Annotated in this window: 18 protein-coding genes; 17 read left to right on the forward strand and 1 reads right to left on the reverse strand. The window is 71.2% G+C overall.

Going from position 1 to position 21783, the window contains the following annotated elements; all coding sequences use genetic code 11:
* Positions 1-9: 9 nt before the first annotated feature.
* The 13 genes from OHB49_RS34210 (at position 10) to OHB49_RS34270 (ending at position 16013) form a co-directional block, all read left to right on the forward strand.
* The gene (locus OHB49_RS34210) at positions 10-1035 is read left to right on the forward strand and encodes an aspartate carbamoyltransferase catalytic subunit (protein WP_329166715.1); all 1026 of its coding nucleotides are present in this window, start codon (positions 10-12) and stop codon (positions 1033-1035) included.
* A 2-nt stretch (positions 1036-1037) separates the two neighbouring features.
* Complete coding sequence (locus OHB49_RS34215) at positions 1038-2324, forward strand: dihydroorotase (protein WP_093775360.1); 1287 nt, start codon at positions 1038-1040, stop codon at positions 2322-2324.
* Positions 2321-2902: a PH-like domain-containing protein gene (locus OHB49_RS34220; RefSeq protein ID WP_329164788.1), complete on the forward strand. Its 582-nt coding sequence runs from the start codon at positions 2321-2323 to the stop codon at positions 2900-2902. Before OHB49_RS34215 ends, OHB49_RS34220 begins: the two co-directional genes overlap by 4 nt.
* Entirely contained in the window at positions 2899-4041 is a 1143-nt protein-coding gene (gene carA, locus OHB49_RS34225) for a glutamine-hydrolyzing carbamoyl-phosphate synthase small subunit (protein ID WP_030968790.1), read from the forward strand. The genes OHB49_RS34220 and carA overlap by 4 nt, the downstream gene beginning before the upstream one ends.
* Complete coding sequence (carB, locus tag OHB49_RS34230; RefSeq protein WP_329164790.1) at positions 4034-7342, forward strand: carbamoyl-phosphate synthase large subunit; 3309 nt, start codon at positions 4034-4036, stop codon at positions 7340-7342. Before carA ends, carB begins: the two co-directional genes overlap by 8 nt.
* A 64-nt stretch (positions 7343-7406) precedes the next feature.
* A complete protein-coding gene (locus OHB49_RS34235) occupies positions 7407-8516 on the forward strand; it encodes a quinone-dependent dihydroorotate dehydrogenase (RefSeq protein WP_329164792.1) in 1110 nt (369 codons plus the stop codon).
* Positions 8513-9352, forward strand: coding sequence for an orotidine-5'-phosphate decarboxylase (pyrF, locus tag OHB49_RS34240; protein ID WP_313936320.1), 840 nt, complete (start codon positions 8513-8515; stop codon positions 9350-9352). Before OHB49_RS34235 ends, pyrF begins: the two co-directional genes overlap by 4 nt.
* Positions 9353-9596: 244 nt before the next feature.
* Complete coding sequence (locus OHB49_RS34245; protein WP_014157387.1) at positions 9597-9920, forward strand: integration host factor; 324 nt, start codon at positions 9597-9599, stop codon at positions 9918-9920.
* 38 nt (positions 9921-9958) lie between these two features.
* Positions 9959-10576: a guanylate kinase gene (gene gmk, locus OHB49_RS34250; RefSeq protein WP_037851577.1), complete on the forward strand. Its 618-nt coding sequence runs from the start codon at positions 9959-9961 to the stop codon at positions 10574-10576.
* Between the two features lie 83 nt (positions 10577-10659).
* Positions 10660-10932 carry a DNA-directed RNA polymerase subunit omega gene (gene rpoZ, locus OHB49_RS34255; RefSeq protein ID WP_030610454.1) on the forward strand — a complete coding sequence of 91 codons (273 nt, stop codon included), beginning with the start codon at positions 10660-10662 and terminating at the stop codon, positions 10930-10932.
* A gap of 142 nt (positions 10933-11074) precedes the next feature.
* Positions 11075-12277, forward strand: coding sequence for a bifunctional phosphopantothenoylcysteine decarboxylase/phosphopantothenate--cysteine ligase CoaBC (gene coaBC, locus OHB49_RS34260; RefSeq protein ID WP_329164795.1), 1203 nt, complete (start codon positions 11075-11077; stop codon positions 12275-12277).
* A gap of 244 nt (positions 12278-12521) precedes the next feature.
* Positions 12522-13730 (forward strand): methionine adenosyltransferase, encoded by a 1209-nt coding sequence (gene metK, locus OHB49_RS34265; RefSeq protein WP_030918939.1) that lies wholly within the window; start codon positions 12522-12524, stop codon positions 13728-13730.
* A gap of 138 nt (positions 13731-13868) precedes the next feature.
* Entirely contained in the window at positions 13869-16013 is a 2145-nt protein-coding gene (locus OHB49_RS34270; RefSeq protein WP_313936316.1) for a primosomal protein N', read from the forward strand.
* A 71-nt stretch (positions 16014-16084) separates the two neighbouring features.
* Here the strand turns inward: OHB49_RS34270 and OHB49_RS34275 are convergent, their stop codons facing one another.
* Positions 16085-16633 (reverse strand): hypothetical protein, encoded by a 549-nt coding sequence (locus tag OHB49_RS34275; protein WP_329164798.1) that lies wholly within the window; start codon positions 16631-16633, stop codon positions 16085-16087.
* A gap of 394 nt (positions 16634-17027) precedes the next feature.
* Here OHB49_RS34275 and fmt point away from each other — a divergent pair, with 394 nt between their 5' ends.
* From fmt to OHB49_RS34295, 4 genes are all read left to right on the forward strand, one after another.
* Positions 17028-17960: a methionyl-tRNA formyltransferase gene (gene fmt, locus OHB49_RS34280; protein WP_329164799.1), complete on the forward strand. Its 933-nt coding sequence runs from the start codon at positions 17028-17030 to the stop codon at positions 17958-17960.
* A gap of 147 nt (positions 17961-18107) precedes the next feature.
* Entirely contained in the window at positions 18108-19541 is a 1434-nt protein-coding gene (locus tag OHB49_RS34285; protein ID WP_030968810.1) for an RsmB/NOP family class I SAM-dependent RNA methyltransferase, read from the forward strand.
* 322 nt (positions 19542-19863) lie between these two features.
* A complete protein-coding gene (gene rpe, locus OHB49_RS34290; protein ID WP_030968812.1) occupies positions 19864-20547 on the forward strand; it encodes a ribulose-phosphate 3-epimerase in 684 nt (227 codons plus the stop codon).
* Positions 20548-20722: 175 nt separating this feature from the next.
* On the forward strand, positions 20723-21739 hold the full coding sequence (locus tag OHB49_RS34295) for a sugar-binding transcriptional regulator (RefSeq protein ID WP_030918957.1): 1017 nt from the start codon (positions 20723-20725) through the stop codon (positions 21737-21739).
* The last annotated feature ends 44 nt before the right edge of the window (positions 21740-21783 follow it).

Genomic DNA, 21783 nt, shown 5'->3' on the forward strand with positions numbered 1-21783 from the left:
AACACCCAGATGAAGCGTCACCTCATCTCGGCCGCCGACCTCACCCGCGACGACGCCGTGCTGATCCTCGACACCGCCGAGGAGATGGCCCGCGTCGCCGACCGGCCGATCAAGAAGCTCCCGACCCTGCGCGGCCGAACCGTCGTCAACCTCTTCTTCGAGGACTCGACGCGTACCCGCATCTCCTTCGAGGCCGCCGCCAAGCGCCTCTCCGCCGATGTCATCAACTTCTCCGCGAAGGGCTCATCCGTCTCCAAGGGCGAGTCGCTCAAGGACACCGCGCTGACCCTGGAGGCGATGGGCGCGGACGCCGTCGTCATCCGGCACGGTGCCTCCGGCGCCCCGTACCGCCTCGCCACCTCCGGCTGGATCGACGGCGCCGTCGTCAACGCCGGTGACGGTACGCACGAGCACCCCACCCAGGCGCTCCTGGACGCCTTCACCATGCGCCGCAGGCTGGTCGGGGCCGATGCCGGGCTCGGCCGGGACCTGGAAGGGCGACGGATGACGATCGTCGGCGACATCCTGCACAGCCGGGTCGCCCGCTCCAACGTGCACCTGCTGCACACCCTCGGCGCCCACGTCACACTGGTGGCCCCGCCGACCCTCGTCCCGGTCGGTGTCGAGCAGTGGCCGTGCGACGTCAGCTACAGCCTCGACGAGGTGCTGCCGAAGTCCGACGCGGTGATGATGCTGCGTGTGCAGCGCGAACGGATGAACGCCGCGTACTTCCCGACCGAGCGCGAGTACTCCCGCCGCTACGGCCTGGACGGCGAGCGCATGGCGAAGATGCCCGGGCACGCCATCGTCATGCACCCCGGCCCGATGGTCCGCGGCATGGAGATCACCGCCGAGGTCGCCGACTCCGACCGGTGCACGGTCGTCGAGCAGGTCGCCAACGGCGTCTCGATCCGCATGGCGGTCCTGTACCTGCTGCTGGGCGGCTCCGAGCCCGCCGCACCCTCCCACCCGTCGCCCGCCGCCATGCTTGATCGAAGCGCTGCGCGCCCCGCCGATTCCGAGGAGAACAAGTAACCATGAGCAAGATCCTTATTCGCGGCGCGAAGATCCTCGGCGGCGAGCCGCAGGACGTCCTGATCGACGGCGAGACCATCGCGCAGGTCGGTACGGGTATCGATGCCGGAGACGCCGTGGTGGTCGAGGCCGAGGGGCAGATTCTGCTGCCCGGGCTGGTCGACCTCCACACCCACCTGCGCGAGCCCGGCCGCGAGGACTCCGAGACCGTCCTCACCGGCACCAAGGCCGCGGCGGTCGGCGGCTTCACCGCCGTGCATGCCATGGCGAACACCTTCCCGGTCGCCGACACCGCCGGCGTCGTCGAGCAGGTCTGGCGGCTCGGCAAGGAGTCCGGCTATTGCGACGTGCAGCCGATCGGCGCCGTCACCGTCGGCCTGGAGGGCAAGCACCTCGCCGAACTCGGCGCCATGCACGATTCGGCCGCCGGAGTGAAAGTCTTCTCCGACGACGGCAAGTGCGTCGACGACGCCGTGATCATGCGGCGCGCGCTGGAGTACGTGAAGGCGTTCGACGGTGTCGTCGCCCAGCACGCCCAGGAGCCCCGCCTCACCGAGGGCGCCCAGATGAACGAGGGCATCGTCTCGGCCGAGCTCGGCCTCGGTGGCTGGCCCGCCGTCGCCGAGGAGTCGATCATCGCCCGCGATGTCCTCCTCGCCGCCCACGTCGACTCCCGGGTGCACATCTGCCACCTGTCGACCGCCGGCTCCGTCGAGATCGTCCGCTGGGCCAAGTCCAAGGGCTGGAACGTCACCGCCGAGGTCACCCCGCACCACCTGCTCCTCACCGACGAGCTCGTACGGTCGTACAACCCCGTCTACAAGGTGAACCCGCCGCTGCGTACCGAGGCCGATGTGATGGCCCTGCGCGAGGCGCTCGCCGATGGCACGATCGACTGCGTCGCCACCGACCACGCCCCGCACCCGCACGAGGACAAGGACTGCGAGTGGGCCGCGGCCGCCATGGGCATGGTGGGCTTGGAGACCGCGCTCTCGGTCGTCCAGCAGACGATGGTCGAGACCGGTCTGCTCGACTGGACGGGTGTCGCGGACCGGATGTCCGTCCGCCCCGCGGCCATCGGCCGCCTGGAAGGCCACGGCCGTCCCGTCTCGCCCGGTGAGCCTGCCAACCTCACGCTGGTCGATCCGGCATACCGTGGAGTCGTGGACCCCGCGGGCTTCGCCTCCCGCAGCCGCAACACCCCGTACGAGGGGCGCGAGCTGCCGGGTCGCGTCACCCACACGTTCCTGCGGGGCCGTGCCACGGTCGTCGACGGGAAGCTCGCGTGACATCACTCACCCCCCTGTACCAGCTGGCCGCCGAGCAGAAGTCGGCGGACGTGACCGACCTGTCCGCCCGCATCAGCTGGGTGATCGGACTCGTCGTCTTCATCGCCTTCGTCTACTGGCTGATGCGCCAGGGATGGAAGTGGCGGGGAACCCTGCAGTCCGACCTGCCGGAGCTGCCCGTCACGCCGGACGGGTACGCGGCACAGCCACCCCTGCTGACGATGACCGGCCGCTACCACGCCTCGACGACCGCCGGGCATTGGCTCGACCGGATCGTCGCCCACGGCCTCGGCACCCGCAGCCGCGTCGAGCTCACCCTGACCGAACAGGGTCTCGACGTCGTACGCCCCGGCGCGGCCGACTTCTTCGTCCCGGCCGCGCAGCTGCGTGACGCCCGGCTCGACAAGGGCATCGCGGGCAAGGTCCTCCCCGAGGGCGGCCTGCTGATCATCACCTGGGCGCTCGGCGACAAGCTGATCGACTCCGGCTTCCGCTCCGACCACTCGGCCGAACACGCGGCCTGGGTCGACGCCATCCACCACCTCACCGACAGCACTACGGAAGGCATCGCGCGATGACGACCTCCACCCGGGGAGCCTCCAGGGTTCCCGCCGTACTCGTCCTGGAGGACGGCCGCGCCTTCCGCGGCCGTGCCTATGGGGCCGTGGGGGAGACCTTCGGCGAGGCGGTGTTCTCCACCGGCATGACGGGCTACCAGGAGACGCTGACCGACCCGTCGTACCACCGCCAGGTCGTCGTGATGACCGCCCCGCACGTAGGCAACACCGGTGTGAACGACGAGGACCCCGAGTCGCAGCGGATCTGGGTCGCCGGATACGTGGTGCGCGACCCCGCGCGGCTGCCCTCCAACTGGCGCTCGCAGCGCTCGCTCGACGAGGAGCTGGAGCGTCAGGGAGTCGTCGGCATCAGCGGCATCGACACCCGCGCCCTCACCCGCCACCTGCGCGAGCGCGGCGCCATGCGCGTCGGCATCTTCTCCGGTGACGCCGTCGCCGACGAGGCCGCCCTGCTGGCCCGCGTCAAGGAAGCCCCCGAGATGGTGGGCGCCGACCTGTCCGCCGAGGTCGCGACCAAGGAGACGTACGTCGTCCCCGCGATCGGCACGAAGAAGTTCACCGTCGCCGCGATCGACCTCGGCATCAAGGGCATGACCCCGCACCGGATGGCCGAGCGCGGCATCGAGGTGCACGTCCTGCCCGCCACCGCCACCCTCGACGAGGTGTACGCGGTCGAGCCCGACGGAGTCTTCTTCTCCAACGGCCCCGGCGACCCGGCCACCGCCGACCACCCGGTCTCCGTCATGCAGGGCGTCCTGGAGCGGAGGACGCCGCTCTTCGGCATCTGCTTCGGCAACCAGATCCTGGGCCGTGCCCTCGGCTTCGGCACCTACAAGCTGAAGTACGGCCACCGCGGCATCAACCAGCCGGTGCAGGACCGCACAACCGGCAAGGTCGAGGTCACCGCGCACAACCACGGCTTCGCCGTCGACGCCCCGCTGGACAAGGTGTCCGACACGAAGTTCGGCCGCGCCGAGGTCTCCCACGTCTGCCTGAACGACCAGGTCGTCGAGGGATTGCAACTCCTCGACCAGCCGGCCTTCAGCGTCCAGTACCACCCCGAGGCGGCCGCCGGCCCGCACGACGCCGCGTACCTCTTCGACCGTTTCGTATCCCTGATGGAGGGCCAGCGTGCCTAAGCGCTCCGATATCCAGTCCGTCCTGGTCATCGGCTCCGGCCCGATCGTCATCGGACAGGCCGCCGAGTTCGACTACTCCGGCACCCAGGCCTGCCGCGTCCTCAAGGCCGAGGGCCTGCGCGTCATCCTGGTGAACTCCAACCCGGCGACGATCATGACCGACCCGGAGATCGCCGACGCCACGTACGTCGAGCCGATCACCCCCGAGTTCGTCGAGAAGATCATCGCCAAGGAGCGCCCCGACGCGCTGCTCCCGACGCTGGGCGGCCAGACCGCGCTCAACACCGCGATCTCCATGCACGAGAACGGTGTCCTGGAGAAGTACGGCGTCGAGCTCATCGGCGCCAACGTCGAGGCCATCAACAAGGGCGAGGATCGCGACCTCTTCAAGGGCGTCGTCGAGGCCGTCAAGGCCAAGATCGGCTATGGCGAGTCCGCCCGCTCGGTCATCTGCCACTCCATGGACGACGTACTGGGGGGCGTCGACACGCTCGGCGGCTACCCCGTCGTCGTCCGCCCCTCCTTCACCATGGGCGGCGCCGGTTCCGGCTTCGCGCACGACGAGGAGGAGCTGCGCCGGATCGCCGGTCAGGGCCTCACGCTCTCCCCGACCACCGAGGTGCTCCTGGAGGAGTCCATCCTCGGCTGGAAGGAGTACGAGCTGGAGCTGATGCGCGACAAGAACGACAACGTCGTGGTCGTGTGCTCCATCGAGAACTTCGACCCGATGGGCGTCCACACGGGTGACTCGATCACCGTGGCCCCGGCGATGACGCTCACCGACCGCGAGTACCAGCGGCTGCGCGACATCGGCATCGCGATCATCCGCGAGGTCGGCGTCGACACCGGCGGCTGCAACATCCAGTTCGCCATCGACCCGACCGACGGCCGCGTCATCGTGATCGAGATGAACCCGCGCGTCTCCCGCTCCTCGGCGCTGGCGTCGAAGGCCACCGGCTTCCCGATCGCCAAGATCGCCGCCAAGCTGGCCGTCGGCTACACGCTCGACGAGATCCCCAACGACATCACCGAGAAGACCCCGGCCTCCTTCGAGCCGACGCTCGACTACGTCGTGGTCAAGGCCCCGCGGTTCGCCTTCGAGAAGTTCCCGTCCGCCGACTCCACCCTGACCACCACCATGAAGTCGGTGGGCGAGGCCATGGCGATCGGCCGCAACTTCACCGAGGCGCTGCAGAAGGCCCTGCGCTCCCTGGAGAAGAAGGGCTCGCAGTTCACCTTCATCGGCGAGACCGGTGACAAGGCCGAGCTGCTCGCCGAGGCGGTCCGGCCGACCGACGGCCGTATCAACACCGTCATGCAGGCGATCCGGGCCGGCGCCACCCAGGAAGAGGTCTTCGAGGCCACGAAGATCGACCCCTGGTTCGTCGACCAGCTGTTCCTGATCAAGGAGATCGCCGACGAGCTGGCCGCCGCCGACAAGCTCGACCCCGAGCTGCTCGCCGAGGCCAAGCGGCACGGTTTCTCCGACGCCCAGATCGCCGAGATCCGCGATCTGCGCGAGGACGTCGTCCGCGAGGTGCGGCACGCGCTCGGTATCCGCCCGGTCTACAAGACGGTCGACACCTGCGCCGCCGAGTTCGCCGCGAACACGCCGTACTTCTACTCCTCGTACGACGAGGAGAGCGAGGTCGCGACACGCACCAAGCCCGCGGTGATCATCCTCGGTTCGGGCCCCAACCGCATCGGCCAGGGCATCGAGTTCGACTACTCCTGCGTCCACGCCTCCTTCGCGCTGAGCGACGCCGGCTACGAGACCGTGATGGTCAACTGCAACCCGGAGACGGTCTCCACCGACTACGACACCTCCGACCGCCTGTACTTCGAGCCGCTGACGCTCGAGGACGTGCTGGAGATCGTGCACGCCGAGTCCCTCGCGGGCCCGATCGCCGGTGTCATCGTCCAGCTCGGCGGCCAGACCCCGCTGGGCCTGTCGCAGGCGCTCAAGGACAACGGCGTGCCGGTCGTCGGCACCTCGCCGGAGGCGATCCACGCCGCCGAGGACCGCGGCGCCTTCGGCCGGGTCCTGGCCGAGGCCGGACTCCCGGCCCCGAAGCACGGCACCGCCACCACCTTCGCCGAGGCCAAGGCCATCGCCGACGAGATCGGCTACCCCGTCCTCGTGCGCCCGTCGTACGTGCTCGGCGGCCGCGGCATGGAGATCGTGTACGACGAGGCGCGGCTGTCCTCGTACATCGCCGAGTCCACCGAGATCAGCCCCACCCGGCCGGTCCTGGTCGACCGCTTCCTCGACGACGCCATCGAGATCGACGTCGACGCGCTCTACGACGGCACCGAGCTCTACCTCGGCGGCGTCATGGAGCACATCGAGGAGGCCGGCATCCACTCCGGCGACTCCGCCTGCGCACTGCCCCCGATCACTCTCGGCGGCTACGACATCAAGCGGCTTCGGGCCTCCACCGAGGGCATCGCCAAGGGCGTCGGCGTCCGCGGACTGATCAACATCCAGTTCGCGCTCGCCGGCGACATCCTGTACGTCCTGGAGGCCAACCCGCGCGCCTCGCGCACCGTCCCCTTCACCTCGAAGGCGACCGCGGTCCCGCTCGCCAAGGCCGCCGCCCGCATCTCGCTGGGCGCGACCGTCGCCGAGCTGCGCGAGGAGGGTCTGCTGCCGAAGAACGGCGACGGCGGCACCCTGCCGCTCGACGCGCCGATCTCCGTCAAGGAGGCCGTCATGCCGTGGTCGCGGTTCCGCGACATCCACGGCCGCGGTGTCGACACCGTCCTCGGCCCGGAGATGCGCTCCACCGGTGAGGTCATGGGCATCGACTCGGTCTTCGGCACGGCGTACGCCAAGTCTCAGGCCGGCGCGTACGGCCCGCTGCCCACCAAGGGCCGCGCGTTCATCTCCGTCGCCAACCGCGACAAGCGCTCGATGATCTTCCCGGCGCGCGAGCTGGTCGCCCACGGCTTCGAGCTGCTGGCCACGTCCGGCACCGCCGAGGTGCTCAAGCGCAACGGCATCCACGCCACGGTCGTGCGCAAGCAGTCCGAGGGCGTCGGACCGCAGGGCGAGAGGACCATCGTCCAGCTCATCCACGACGGCGAGGTCGACCTGATCGTCAACACGCCGTACGGAACGGGCGGCCGGCTCGACGGCTACGAGATCCGTACCGCGGCCGTCGCCCGGTCCGTGCCGTGCCTCACGACGGTCCAGGCGCTCGCCGCCGCCGTCCAGGGCATCGACGCACTCAACCACGGAGACGTCGGCGTACGTTCCCTCCAGGAACACGCGGAACATCTGACCGCGGCGCGCGACTAGCAGGCCCAGCAGGGGGACACCGGAAACGGTGTCCCCCTCTCTGTGAGGACACCGAGGACACCCGATGTACAAGTTCTTCTTCCAGCTGGTCTTCAAGCGGATGGACCCGGAGCAGGCCCACTACCTGGCCTTCCGGTGGATCCGCCTCGCGGCCCGCATCCCCGTGCTGCGTACGTTCGTCGCAGCGGCGCTCGCCCCCCGCTACAAGGAGCTGCGCACCGAGGCCCTCGGCCTGCGCATGCACGGCCCGTTCGGCCTCGCCGCGGGCTTCGACAAGAACGCCGTCGCAATCGACGGCATGTCGATGCTCGGCTTCGACCACATCGAGATCGGTACGGTCACCGGCGAGCCGCAGCCCGGCAACCCCAAGAAGCGCCTCTTCCGCCTCGTGGCGGACCGCGCGCTGATCAACCGCATGGGATTCAACAACGAGGGCTCCGCCGCCGTGGCCGAGCGCCTGGCCACCCGCAACCCGGTCTTCCGGACCACGGTCGGCGTCAACATCGGCAAGACCAAGGTCGTGCCGGAGACCGAAGCCGTCGGCGACTACGTGAAGTCGACCGAACGGCTCGCCCGCCACGCCGACTACCTCGTCGTCAACGTCTCCTCGCCCAACACGCCCGGCCTGCGCAACCTCCAGGCCACCGAGGCCCTGCGCCCGCTGCTGACCGCCGTGCGCGAGGCGGCCGACCGGACCGTCACCGACCGCCGGGTCCCGCTCCTCGTCAAGATCGCCCCTGATCTCGCGGACGAGGACGTCGACGCGGTCGCCGACCTCGCGGTCGAGCTGGGCCTGGACGGCATCATCGCCACCAACACCACCATCGCCCGCGACGGCCTCGGGCTGAAGTCCTCGCCGTCGCTGGTGAAGGAGACCGGCGGACTCTCCGGCGCGCCCCTCAAGGCGCGCTCCCTGGAGGTCCTGCAGCGGCTCTACGCGCGCGTCGGCGACGAGATCACCCTCGTGGGCGTCGGCGGCATCGAGACGGCCGAGGACGCCTGGCAGCGCATCCTCGCCGGCGCCACCCTCGTCCAGGGTTACAGCGCCTTCATCTACGAGGGCCCGTTCTACGCCCGCGCGATCCACAAGGGTCTGGCCGCGCGCCTCGCCGCCTCCCCGTACGCCACCCTCGCCGAGGCCGTCGGCGCCGAGACCCGGAAGGTCATGAAGTGACCCCTGAACCCTTCGGCGCGCGACTGCGCCGTGCCATGGACACCCGCGGGCCGCTCTGCGTCGGCATCGACCCGCACGCCTCGCTGCTCACCGCCTGGGGCCTGAACGACGACATCGCGGGCCTGGAGCGGTTCACCCGTACGGTCGTCGAGGCGCTGGCCGACCGGGTCGCCGTCCTCAAGCCGCAGTCGGCGTTCTTCGAGCGGTTCGGCTCGCGCGGCATCGCCGTCCTGGAGAAGGCCGTCGAGGAGTCGCGGGCCGCCGGAGCGCTCGTCCTGATGGACGCCAAGCGCGGCGACATCGGCTCCACCATGGGCGCCTACGCGGCGACCTACCTGGACAAGGGCTCGCCGCTCTTCTCCGACGCGCTCACCGTCTCGCCGTACCTCGGCTTCGGTTCGCTGCGACCGGCGCTCGACGCGGCCGTCCTCTCCGGTTCGGGCGTCTTCGTCCTCGGCCTCACCTCCAACCCGGAGGGCGCCGAGGTGCAGCGGGCCACCGCCGCCGACGGCCGGTCGCTTGCCCAGCTGATGCTCGACCACGTGGCCGCCGAGAACGAGGGCGCCACGCCGCTCGGCTCGGTCGGTGCGGTGATCGGCGCCACACTCGGCGACGCGGGGGTGAACCTGGCGGTCAACGGACCGCTGCTGGCCCCCGGCATCGGTGCGCAGGGCGCCACCCCCGCCGATCTGCCGGGTGTCTTCGGCGCCGCGGTGGGCAATGTGCTGCCGAGCGTGAGCCGGGGCGTGCTGCGCCACGGACCCGACGCGTCAGGGCTGCGCGAAGCCGCCGATCGGCTCACGGACGAGGTCCGCGCGGCCGTCCCGGCAAGCTGACGATGCCACGTAACAGCGTGTTGGCGGAATCCTGACCAAAAATCTCGGTAGTTATGCCTGAAATGTCCTGGTCGGCCAAGGCTGACCAGGACTTTTCGTCTGTTCTCGCTGACTCGGGCGGCCTTGGCCGCTAGTCTCCGTCGAGAGCCAACGTGCACAGGTTGTTCGTTGCTCACCAGGTGTGGGGCGATTAGGTTCCTCACCGGTCCGTATCCGACAGATCGACATCCGAGGTGACGTAGGCGTGGCTCTTCCGCCCCTTACCCCTGAACAGCGCGCAGCCGCGCTCGAAAAGGCCGCCGCGGCTCGCCGGGAGCGGGCCGAGGTCAAGAATCGACTCAAGCACTCCGGCGCCTCCCTCCACGAGGTCATCAAGCAGGGCCAGGAGAACGACGTCATCGGCAAGATGAAGGTCTCCGCCCTTCTCGAGTCCCTGCCCGGCGTGGGCAAGGTCCGCGCCAAGCAGATCATGGAGCGGCTCGGGATCTCCGAGAGCCGCCGGGTCCGAGGTCTCGGCTCCAACCAGATTGCTTCCCTGGAGCGAGAGTTCGGCGGCTCTGCCGCCTGACGTTCTCAGGCACCCCTGAGAACGGGGATAATCGCTCCATGGCTGCAACATCCCGGGGGACGTCCCCCGTACCCCCGGACGTACGTCCGCGGCTGACCGTGCTCTCCGGCCCCTCCGGGGTCGGCAAGAGCACGGTCGTCGCGCACATGCGCAAGGTCCACCCCGAGGTCTGGCTCTCGGTGTCGGCGACGACCCGCAGGCCGCGCCCCGGCGAGCGCAACGGCGTCCACTACTTCTTCGTGGACAACGACGAGTTCGACAAGCTGATCGCCAACGGCGAGCTGCTCGAGTGGGCCGAGTTCGCCGGCAATCGCTACGGCACTCCGCGCCGGGCCGTGCTCGAACGCCTGGAGGCGGGCGAACCGGTCCTCCTGGAGATCGATCTCCAGGGGGCGCGACTGGTCCGTCAGTCGATGTCCGACGCGCGGCTGGTCTTCCTCGCCCCGCCCAGCTGGGACGAGCTGGTTCGCCGGCTCACCGGCCGCGGGACCGAGGCGCCGGAGGTCATCGAGCGACGACTCGCCGCCGCGAAGGTCGAACTCGCTGCCGAATCCGAGTTCGATACGACGCTGGTCAACACCTCCGTCGAGGACGTGGCACGCGAGCTGCTAGCCTTGATGTTGCAGACTTCCGCCCGCCGTGAGAGCAGCGACTGACGCAGCCGACCCGGATCGCCACCCCGGCGGAACCAGCACTGTCAAAGATCTCTTTGATTTTTACCCCCTTCGGAAGGCAGAGAGTGTCCTCTTCCATCACCACGCCCGAGGGCATCATCAACCCGCCGATTGATGAGCTCCTCGAGGCCACCGACTCGAAGTACAGCCTTGTGATCTACGCCGCCAAGCGCGCGCGCCAGATCAACGCGTACTACTCGCAGCTCGGCGAGGGCCTCCTCGAGTACGTCGGTCCGCTCGTCGACACGCACGTGCACGAGAAGCCGCTGTCGATCGCGCTCCGCGAGATCAACGCGGGCCTGCTGACCTCCGAGGCCGTCGAGGGCCCCGCGCAGTAGGCAGGAATTGCACCTTCACCACAGGCCCGGCGGTCACCCGCCGGGCCTGTGGTGTGTCCGGGGCTGTGGGAGCCGCTCGGACGCCGTGAGGCAGCATGGGGGTGTACGTATCCGAGTACGTACCCGAGTGCGGGGAGACGCAGTGGAGAAGCCGAAGGTCGTTCTGGGGGTCAGCGGGGGCATCGCCGCCTACAAGGCGTGTGAGCTGCTGCGACGGCTGACCGAATCCGGTCATGACGTACGCGTCGTCCCGACCGGGTCGGCGCTGAACTTCGTGGGCGCCGCGACCTGGTCGGCGCTCTCCGGACACCCCGTGTCGACCGAGGTGTGGAACGACGTCCACGAGGTGCCGCACGTGCGCATCGGTCAGGGTGCCGACCTCGTCGTGGTCGCCCCCGCCACCGCCGACATGCTGGCCAAGGCCGCCCACGGCCTCGCCGACGACCTCCTCACCAACACGCTGCTCACCGCCCGCTGTCCGGTGGTCTTCGCGCCCGCCATGCACACCGAGATGTGGGAGCACCCCGCCACCCAGGAGAACGTCGCCACGCTCCGCCGGCGCGGCGCCGTCGTCATCGAGCCCGCCGTCGGCCGGCTCACCGGCGTCGACACCGGCAAGGGCCGGCTGCCCGACCCCGGCGAGATCTTCGAGGTCTGCCGCCGGGTGCTGGCCCGCGGGCCCGTCGAACCCGATCTGGCGGGCCGCCACGTGGTGATCAGCGCGGGCGGTACCCGGGAGCCGCTCGACCCGGTCCGCTACCTCGGCAACCGCTCCTCCGGCAAGCAGGGGTACGCACTGGCCCGAACCGCGGTCGCTCGCGGCGCCCGCGTCACCCTCATCGAGGCCAACACCGGGATGCCCGACCCGTCCGGCGCCGACGTCGTACGCGTCGGCACCGCGGTGCAGCTGCGTGAAGCCGTGCTGAAGGCCGCAGCCGACGCCGATGTGGTGGTGATGGCGGCGGCGGTCGCCGACTTCCGCCCGGCCGAGTACGCCCAGGGGAAGATCAAGAAGAAGGACGGCCAGGAGCCCGCCCCGATCACGCTCGTACGCAATCCCGACATCCTCGCCGAGGTCTCCGCCGAGCGGGCCACGCCGGGCCAGATCGTCGTCGGCTTCGCAGCCGAGACCGACGACGTCCTCGCCAACGGCCGGGAGAAGCTCCGCCGCAAGGGCTGCGATCTCCTGGTCGTCAACGAGGTGGGGGAGCGCAAGACCTTCGGCTCCGAGGAGAACGAAGCGGTGGTGCTCGCGGCCGACGGCGGCGAGACACCCGTGCCGTACGGTCCGAAGGAAGGGCTCGCCGACACGATCTGGGATCTTGTGACGGCGCGTTTCGTGTGAATACCTCGTTCAGCCCCTCTCAAGTGCCTGAAACCCCCTAAAAATGGGCATACCGGGTCTGTTCGGGGCGTGATTGTCGTACCGCAGCAAGCAGTGCCGCATGTCACAGAACTTCCAAAGGGCGAGACACGTTGTCCGACAACCGATAGCGACCGATAAACTGGGTGCCGGACCGTGCCGGGCGCAGCTCCCGGACGGTCCGCCAATGATCAGCCAGCAGCCGCTGCAACCCCCAGGGAGCGATGTGTCCCGCCGTCTCTTCACCTCGGAATCTGTCACCGAGGGTCACCCCGACAAGATCGCTGACCAGATCAGCGACACCATTCTCGACGCCCTCCTGCGCGAGGACCCGACTTCGCGCGTCGCCGTCGAGACCTTGATCACCACCGGTCTGGTGCATGTCGCGGGTGAGGTCACGACCAAGGCCTACGCCGACATCCCGACGCTGGTGCGTAACAAGATCCTGGAGATCGGTTACGACTCCTCCAAGAAGGGCTTCGACGGCGCCTCCTGTGGCGTCTCGGTGTCCATCGGCGCACAGTCCCCGGACATCGCGCAGGGCGTCGACACGGCGTACGAGAAGCGTGTCGAGGGCGACGAGGACGAGCTCGACAAGCAGGGCGCGGGCGACCAGGGCCTGATGTTCGGCTACGCCTGCGACGAGACCCCGGAGCTCATGCCGCTCCCGATCTACGTGGCGCACCGTCTCTCGCGCCGGCTGTCCGAGGTCCGCAAGAACGGGACCATCCCCTACCTGCGTCCCGACGGCAAGACGCAGGTCACCATCGAGTACGACGGCGACAAGGCCGTCCGTCTCGACACGGTCGTCGTCTCCTCGCAGCACGCGAGCGACATCGACCTCGACTCGCTGCTCGCCCCCGACATCCGCGAATTCGTCGTCGAGCACGTCCTCGCGCAGCTGATCGAGGACGGCATCAAGCTGGACACCGACGGTTACCGGCTGCTGGTGAACCCGACCGGCCGCTTCGAGATCGGCGGCCCGATGGGCGACGCCGGTCTGACCGGCCGCAAGATCATCATCGACACGTACGGCGGCATGGCCCGCCACGGCGGCGGCGCCTTCTCGGGCAAGGACCCGTCGAAGGTGGACCGCTCGGCGGCGTACGCGATGCGCTGGGTCGCCAAGAACGTCGTCGCGGCGGGCCTCGCGGCGCGCTGCGAGGTGCAGGTGGCGTACGCGATCGGCAAGGCCGAGCCGGTCGGCCTGTTCGTCGAGACGTTCGGCACCGCCGCCATCGAGACCGAGAAGATCGAGCACGCCATCGGTGAGGTCTTCGACCTCCGCCCGGCCGCGATCATCCGCGACCTCGACCTGCTGCGTCCGATCTACGCCCAGACCGCGGCGTACGGCCACTTCGGCCGCGAGCTTCCCGACTTCACCTGGGAGCGCACGGACCGCGTGGAAGCACTGCGCAAGGCGGCCGGGCTGTAAGCCTGCCGCTCTCGCCCGTACGCCGGGGCCCGGACGCCGCACGCGGTGTCCGGGCCCCGGTGCGTGCGGCCCCGGAGGGTCGGGGAGAACGGTCCCGGGCAGGGGCCGCTGTCAGTCGTGTCTGGTAGGAATTTGGCTGTGAGCAGCGACAACGAGCAGTCCGCGGAGCCCGAGGGCGGGGCGCCGGAGCAGCTTGCGCTCATTCGGGAGACCGTACGGAAGGCGAATGTGCCGCGGGCCAAGCCGCGGACCTGGCGGGGGGCCGCACTCGCCAAGGAGCTGCCCGTCGCCCGGGTGCTGGTCAACAAGGGCGTACTCCACCTCGACCAGTACTTCGACTACGCCGTGCCGGAAGAGCTCGACGCCGAGGCGCAGCCCGGTGTGCGGGTGCGGGTGCGGTTCGGGGCCGGGGGGCGCAATGTCCGCGCCGGGCGCCGTGAGGGCGGCGGGCTGATCGACGGGTTCCTCATCGAACGGCGTGCCGAGTCGGACTACCAGGGGGCGCTCGCCGCGCTCGCCTATGTCGTATCGCCCGAGCCGGTTCTCGGACCCGAGCTCCTCGCCCTGTCCCGGGCCGTGGCCGACCGGTACGCGGGCAGTCTCGCCGATGTGCTGCAGCTCGCCGTGCCGCCCAGGAACGGACGGGCCGAGTCCAAGCCGTCGCCGGAACCGCTCCCGCCGCCTCCGGCGCCGTCGGCCGGGAGCTGGGAGCGGTACGAGCAGGGGCCCGCGTTCCTGCGGGCGCTGGCCGAGGGCGAGGCGCCCCGGGCCGTATGGACCGCGCTGCCGGGGCCGCACTGGCCGCAGGAGATCGCCAGGGCGGTCGCCGCGACCCTCGCCTCCGGGCGGGGTGCGCTCGTCGTAGTACCGGACGGGCGCAGTGCCGGGCGGGTGGACGCCGCGCTCACCGAGGTGCTGGGGGCGGGTCGCCACGCGCTGCTGACCGCCGACTCCGGGCCCGAGAAGCGGTACCGGGAGTGGCTCGCCGTGCGGCGCGGATCCGTGCGCGCGGTGGTCGGGACGCGGGCCGCCATGTTCGCGCCGGTCGCGGATCTGGGCCTGGTCGCCGTGTGGGACGACGGCGACTCCAGCCACAGCGACGACAACGCCCCGTTCCCGCATGTCCGCGAGGTCCTGGAGTTGCGGGCCGCGCACGGCCGGTGCGCGTTCCTGCTCGGCGGGACGAACTGCACGGTGGAGGCCGCCCAGCTGGTGGAGAGCGGCTGGGCGCTGCCGCTGCGCGCGGACCGGGAACAGCTGCGGATCGCGGCGCCGCTGATCCGTACCGTCGGCGACGGCGAGCTGGCCCGGGACGGGGCGGCCCGGGCGGCGCGGCTGCCCAGCCTCGCCTGGCAGACCGTGCGGGACGGGCTGCGCAGTGGACCGGTGCTGGTGCAGGTGCCGCGTCGTGGGTACGCGCCCCGGCTGGCCTGCGAGCGCTGCCGTGAGCCCGCCCGGTGCCGGCACTGCGCGGGACCGCTGGAGGCACCGGACGAGCGGGATCTCAACTGTGCCTGGTGCGGCCGGGCCGAGACCGCCTGGCACTGTGTCGCCTGCGGCGCCAACCGGCTGCGGGCCCAGATCGTCGGCGCCCGGCGGACCGCCGAGGAGCTCGGCCGGGCGTTCCCCGCCGTGCCGGTGCGCACGTCCGGGCGCGACCACATCCTCGACTCCGTGCCCGATGTGCCCGCGCTGGTGGTCAGCACCCCCGGCGCCGAGCCCGTCGCCGAGGGCGGCTACGCGGCCGCGCTGCTGCTCGACGGCTGGGCGATGGTCGGCCGCCCCGACCTGAGGGCCGGCGAGGAGGCGCTGCGCCGCTGGACCGCCGCGGCGTCACTCGTACGGGGGCAGCAGGAAGGCGGGACGGTGGTGATCGTCGCCGAACCGACGCTGCGGCCGGTCCAGGCGCTGGTGCGCTGGGACCCGGTCGGCCACGCCCGCCGCGAGCTGGCTGAACGCGCCGAGCTGGGCTTCCCGCCGGTGTCCCGGATGGCCTCGGTGACCGGCCCGCCGGAGGCTCTCGCCGCCTTCCTCGCCGCCGCGGAACTGCCGCCGGAGGCGGAGGTGCTCGGCCCGGTCCCGGCGCCGCGCACCGAACCCGGCAGACCGCGCAGACCGTGGGAGGCGCCGGTGGGGGAGAGCTGGGAGCGGGCACTGCTCAGGGTGCCGCCGGGCAGCGGCGCCGCGCTCGCCGCCGCTCTGAAGACGGCGCAGGCGGCGCGGATGGCCCGAGGGAACGGCGATCCGGTACGGATCAGGGTCGATCCCCCGGACATCGGCTGACCGGACGTGCGGCGAGCCACATACGACTGCCCCTCCGTGCGTCGGGCACGGCGGGGCAGAGGGGGGTTCGGTCAGCCGTTGCGCGGGCCGGGGAAGACGCCGGGGCGCAGATCCTCACGCAGGGCCGGGCGGTCCGCCGAGGGCTGTGGCGGCATCGAGCGGGCCGCGGGTACGGCGGGCAGTGCCGACGACGCGCCGGGCCCGGGCGTCACGGGCAGGGGACGCGTCCCCGCGGTCTCCGCGGCCATCTCCGCCGCCCCCGGCTGCGGGGTGTTCCGGCGGGCGCCGTAGCGGCGGTGGACCGCCTGCTTGGTGACCCCGAGTGCGGAGCCCACCGCGTCCCAGGAGAAGCCCAGCGAGCGGTCGAAGTCCACTGCCGCCGTCACCAGGGTCTCGACGCTGTCCCGCAGTTCCTGGGCCAGTCTGACGGTGGGGGCCGGGGCCCTGCCGTAGACGACGAAGCCCGTGGACGGGCCGGAGCGGCGCGGACGGTAGACGTTGCCCAGTTGGGCGGTGAGCGTGCGCAGTGCGTCCACCTGCCGCCGGACCCGCTCGATGTCCCGCACCAACAGATGCAGGCTGGCCCGCGCTTGGGCGTCGTGGGTTGCGTGGTCGGCCATGAAGAAGCCTCTCGAACCGGCGTTGAAAGGGGCCGGACCGCACCTGGCGGCCCGCTTCGGTCAATCTCTCTTGACCAACGCGTCACCCGGTGCTGTGGTCACGCTTCAGGGGCGTACGCGCATATGCGCGGGGCGCACGGTCGTGCGTACGCCCCGGGCGGTTGCCGCCCGAGAGCGTGCCTTAGTCCCTGGTGGATCGGCGCGCGGCGTCGGATGCGGTGCGGTGCACCGCAAGGCGGAGGGACGTCCGCATACTGGATGTATTCGGGTGTTCCGACGACGCGGAGAGGCGCCGTGGTCGTCGTCGCGCGCCCGCCAGGGATTACGGGACAGCCCTTAGACTGGTGCGTTGCTCGTCACCGTACGTTTCGGCCTGAGAGGCAGTCAGCCACCCATGAAGCTCGTCTTCGCAGGCACCCCCGAGGTAGCCGTACCCGCCCTGGACGCCCTGATCTCCTCCGGCCGGCACGAAGTGGCCGCCGTCGTCACCCGCCCCGACGCTCCGGCCGGACGCGGCCGTCGACTGGTCGCCAGCCCCGTCGCGGAGCGCGCCGAGGAAGCCGGGATCGAGGTGCTGAAGCCCGTCCGGCCGCGCGACGAGGACTTCCTCGCACGGCTGCGGGAGATCGCCCCGGACTGCTGCCCGGTCGTCGCCTACGGGGCGCTGCTGCCCAAGACCGCGCTCGACATCCCCGCCCGTGGCTGGGTCAATCTGCACTTCTCGCTGCTCCCGGCCTGGCGCGGCGCGGCCCCCGTGCAGCACGCGGTGATGGCCGGGGACGAGGTCACCGGTGCCTCGACCTTCCTGATCGAGGAGGGACTCGACTCCGGACCGGTGTACGGCGTCCTCACCGAGGAGGTACGGCCCACCGACACCAGCGGCGATCTGCTCACCCGGCTCGCATTTGCCGGCGCCGGGCTGCTCGCCGCGACCATGGACGGCATCGAGGACGGCACCCTGCACGCCGTGCCGCAGCCGGAGGAGGGCGTCACCCTCGCACCGAAGATCACCGTCGAGGACGCCCAGGTGCAGTGGTCGGCGCCCGCACTGCGGGTCGACCGGGTGGTGCGCGGCTGCACCCCCGCCCCCGGGGCATGGACGATCTTCCGGGGGGAACGGCTCAAGCTGATCCAGGCCGTGCCCGTCCTGGACCGCGCCGACCTGGCGCCCGGCGAGCTGTCCGCGTCCAAGAACAATGTGTACGTCGGCACCGGATCGCACGCCGTCGAGCTGCTCTGGGTCCAGCCGCAGGGCAAGAAGCCGATGCGGGCCGCGGACTGGGCGCGCGGGGTGCGGATCGCTCCGGGGGAGCTGATCGGGGTCTGAGACCTGTCCGGCGCCCCGTTCCGGCGGGGACGCCGGAACAGGGCCGTCCGGTGGCCTGTCCTGCCCTGAAACGCCGGACGGGCTCGATCCGACGGCGACGTAGGCTGGGAGGGTTCGCCCCCTCACCATCAGCGGAGCACCTTTCACGTGAACGACCAGCAGCGTCGCCGTCCCGCCAAGCCCCATCGCCGGCCCCAGAAGGACCCGGTCCGGTTCCTCGCCTTCGAGGCGCTCCGGGCTGTCGACGAACGCGATGCGTACGCCAACCTCGTCCTGCCCCCGCTGCTGAAGAAGGCACGCGCGAAGGGCGACTTCGACGCCAGGGACGCGGCACTGGCGACCGAGCTGGTCTACGGAACGCTGCGGCGCCAGGGCACGTACGACGCGATCGTCGCGTCCTGCATCGACCGGCCGCTGCGCGAGGTCGACCCGCCCGTCCTCGATGTGCTGAACATGGGCGTGCACCAGCTGCTCGGCACCCGTATCCCCACCCACGCCGCGGTCTCCGCCAGTGTGGAGCTGGCCCGGGTGGTGCTCGGCGAGGGACGGGCGAAGTTCGTCAATGCCGTGCTGCGGAAGGTTTCCGCGGACGACCTCGACGGCTGGGTGGCGCGTGTCGCCCCGTCGTACGACGAGGACGCCGAGGACCACCTCGCCGTCGTGCACTCGCACCCCCGGTGGATCGTCTCCGCCCTATGGGACGCGCTGGGCGGCGGCCGCGCCGGGATCGAGGATCTCCTCGAAGCCGACAACGAACGGCCCGAGGTCACCCTCGTCGCCCGCCCCGGCCGTTCCAGCACCGATGAGCTGTTCACAGCCCTCGGCGACGAGAACGGGCTGCCCGGCCGCTGGTCGCCCTATGCCGTACGGATGGCCGAGGGCGGCGAGCCCGGCGCCCTGGCCGCCGTGCAGGAAGGCCGTGCCGGGGTCCAGGACGAGGGCAGCCAGCTGGTGGCCACGGCCCTCGCCAACGCGCCGGTGGACGGCAGCGACACCCGGTGGCTCGACGGCTGCGCCGGGCCGGGCGGCAAGGCCGCGCTGCTCGCCGCCCTCGCCGCCGAACGTGGCGCCGCCCTGCTCGCCGCCGAGAAGCAGCCGCACCGGGCCCGGCTCGTCGAGCGCGCGCTGGCCGGCAACCCCGGCCCGTACCAGGTCATCACCGCCGACGGCACCCGCCCGCCGTGGCAGCCCGACAGCTTCGACCGGGTCCTGATGGACGTCCCGTGCTCCGGCCTCGGCGCGCTGCGCCGCCGCCCGGAGTCCCGCTGGCGCCGCCGCGCGGAGGACCTGGAGAGCTTCGCGCCGCTGCAACGGGGCCTGCTGCGGGAGGCGTTGAAGGCCGTGCGGGTCGGCGGCATCGTCGGTTACGCGACCTGCTCCCCGCATCTCGCGGAGACCCGAGTGGTCGTCGAGGACGTGCTGAAGGGGCGCGGCGGTCAGCCGGTCGAGGCGGAGTGGGTGGACGCGCGCCCGCTGATGCCCGGTGTGCCCGCGCTGGGTGACGGACCCGACGTCCAGCTGTGGCCGCATCTGCACGGCACGGACGCGATGTACCTGGCCCTGCTGCGGCGTACTGCGTAAGGACCGGCACCGTCGGCCTCACGCGCTGCGGTGACCTGTGACGCGTGCGGGCGGTGGCGGGGTGTGCGTCCCACAGCGACCGCGGCCGGTGCCGGACCCACGCGTAACGAAATTGCGTAACGAAACCCTCGCCCCTGCGGTACGCGGTGCCGGGAGAGGGCCGCCGCCGCAGGGCCTGGACCGCTGCCGATCGGCCCGACGAGGGCCGAATCACCCGGATCGGGCGGCGGAAACCCCTGGATTTCGCGAACTGTAATGATCCCGTGAGGCTTTGGCCCGCACCTGGGCGGGGAAGTGCCGCGGAACATGGCAGGCTTGGCACATGGCCCAGATCAACCCGAGCATCCTGTCCGCCGACTTCGCTCGCCTCGCCGAGGAGGCGAGGGCCGTCGAAGGCGCCGACTGGCTCCATGTCGATGTCATGGACAACCACTTTGTGCCCAACCTGACCCTCGGCGTGCCCATCGTGGAATCGCTCAGCCGGGCCACGGACACTCCGCTGGACTGTCACCTGATGATCGACGACCCGGACCGCTGGGCACCGCAGTACGTCGAGGCGGGGGCCGGCTCGGTCACCTTCCACGCGGAGGCCGCGGCAGCGCCCGTACGGCTGGCGCGGGAGATCCGGGCCAAGGGGGCCCGCGCCTCCATGGCGCTCAAGCCCGCGACGCCCATCGAGCCGTACGAGGACCTGCTCCCCGAGCTCGACATGCTGTTGATCATGACGGTGGAGCCGGGCTTCGGCGGCCAGGCCTTCCTGGACATCATGCTGCCGAAGATCCGCCGTACCCGTGAGCTGATCTCCAAGCACGGTCTGGAGATGTGGCTCCAGGTCGACGGCGGGGTCTCCGAGTCCACCATCGAGCGGTGCGCCGAGGCCGGTGCGGACGTTTTCGTCGCCGGTTCCGCGGTGTACGGGGCCCAGGATCCGGCCGAGGCGGTACGCGCCCTGCGTGCCAAGGCGGACGGGACGATCGCCTCGGCGGGCTGGGCGTGCAACCACTGAAGCCGGCGGCGACGTCGGCAGTGACGACGCGGCCCGGTCGGGCCCCGGTTGCCGGTCGGCCCGGCCAAGGGCAGATGAACGCGGTCCGACGGGACCGATCAAGGACCGCCGGATCTGACAGGATGAACGGCGTATCGAGCGTGTGAACAGCAGTGAGGAGATCGCGGTGTCTGCTATGTCGGCGGGACGGTCCGCCCTGCGGATGGGGCCCGCGGAGCTGGTGCAGGCGGCGGCCATGGCCCGCCGCTTCTACCTCGAGGGAAAGTCGAAGATCCAGATCGCCGAGGAGTTCGGCGTCAGCCGCTTCAAGGTGGCCCGGGTCCTGGAGACGGCGCTCGAGCGTGACCTCGTACGGATCGAGATCCGGGTCCCCGCGGAGTTGGACGCGGAGCGTTCCGACGCGCTGCGGGCCCGCTACGGGCTGCGGCACGCGGTCGTCGTCGAGTCTCCCGCGGAGGAGCAGGACGACGCCCCGGACCCGGAGAACCTGGGCGAGGTCGCGGCCGATCTTCTCGGCGAACTGGTGAACGAAGGCGATGTCCTGGGCCTGGCCTGGGGCAGGTCCACCATCCACATGGCGGCGGCCCTCGACCGGCTGCCGCCGTGCACGGTCGTGCAGCTCACCGGGGTGTACGACGCGGGTACCGCCGAGCGCGGTTCGGTCGAGGCGGTCCGGCGGGCCGCCCAGGTCTCCGGCGGCGAGGCCCACCCGATCTATGCGCCGATGCTGCTGCCCGACCCGGCCACGGCCGCCGCGCTGCGCCATCAGACCGGCATCGCGCGCGCCTTCGAGTACTTCGACAAGGTGACCGTCGCCGCGGTCTCCATCGGCTCCTGGGAGCCGGGTATCTCCACCGTCCACGACATGCTGACCGACGAGGAGCGGGAGCACTACGCGTCGCTCGGCGTCGCTGCCGAGATGTCCGCGCACCTCTTCGACACGGAGGGGCGCCGGGTCGGCCGCGACCTGGGCGAGCGGTGCATCACCGTCGAGGCGGACCGGCTGCGGCGGATCCCCGAGGTGGTGGCGATCGCGGGCGGCCAGCGCAAGGCGGCGGCGATCGGGGCGGTCCTGCGGTCCGGTCTGGTCACCAGCCTGGTGACGGACACATCGGCCGCCGAATATCTGCTGACGGAGTCCGCGGCGCCGCGGCGTCCCGCGCTGGAGCGGGCCGACCCGGACGGGGACTGAGCGGGACCGGGCGACGCCCTGGACGGGCCGCCCGTCGGCCACTG

The organism is Streptomyces sp. NBC_01717, assembly GCF_036248255.1.
Taxonomy (GTDB): Bacteria; Actinomycetota; Actinomycetes; order Streptomycetales; family Streptomycetaceae; genus Streptomyces.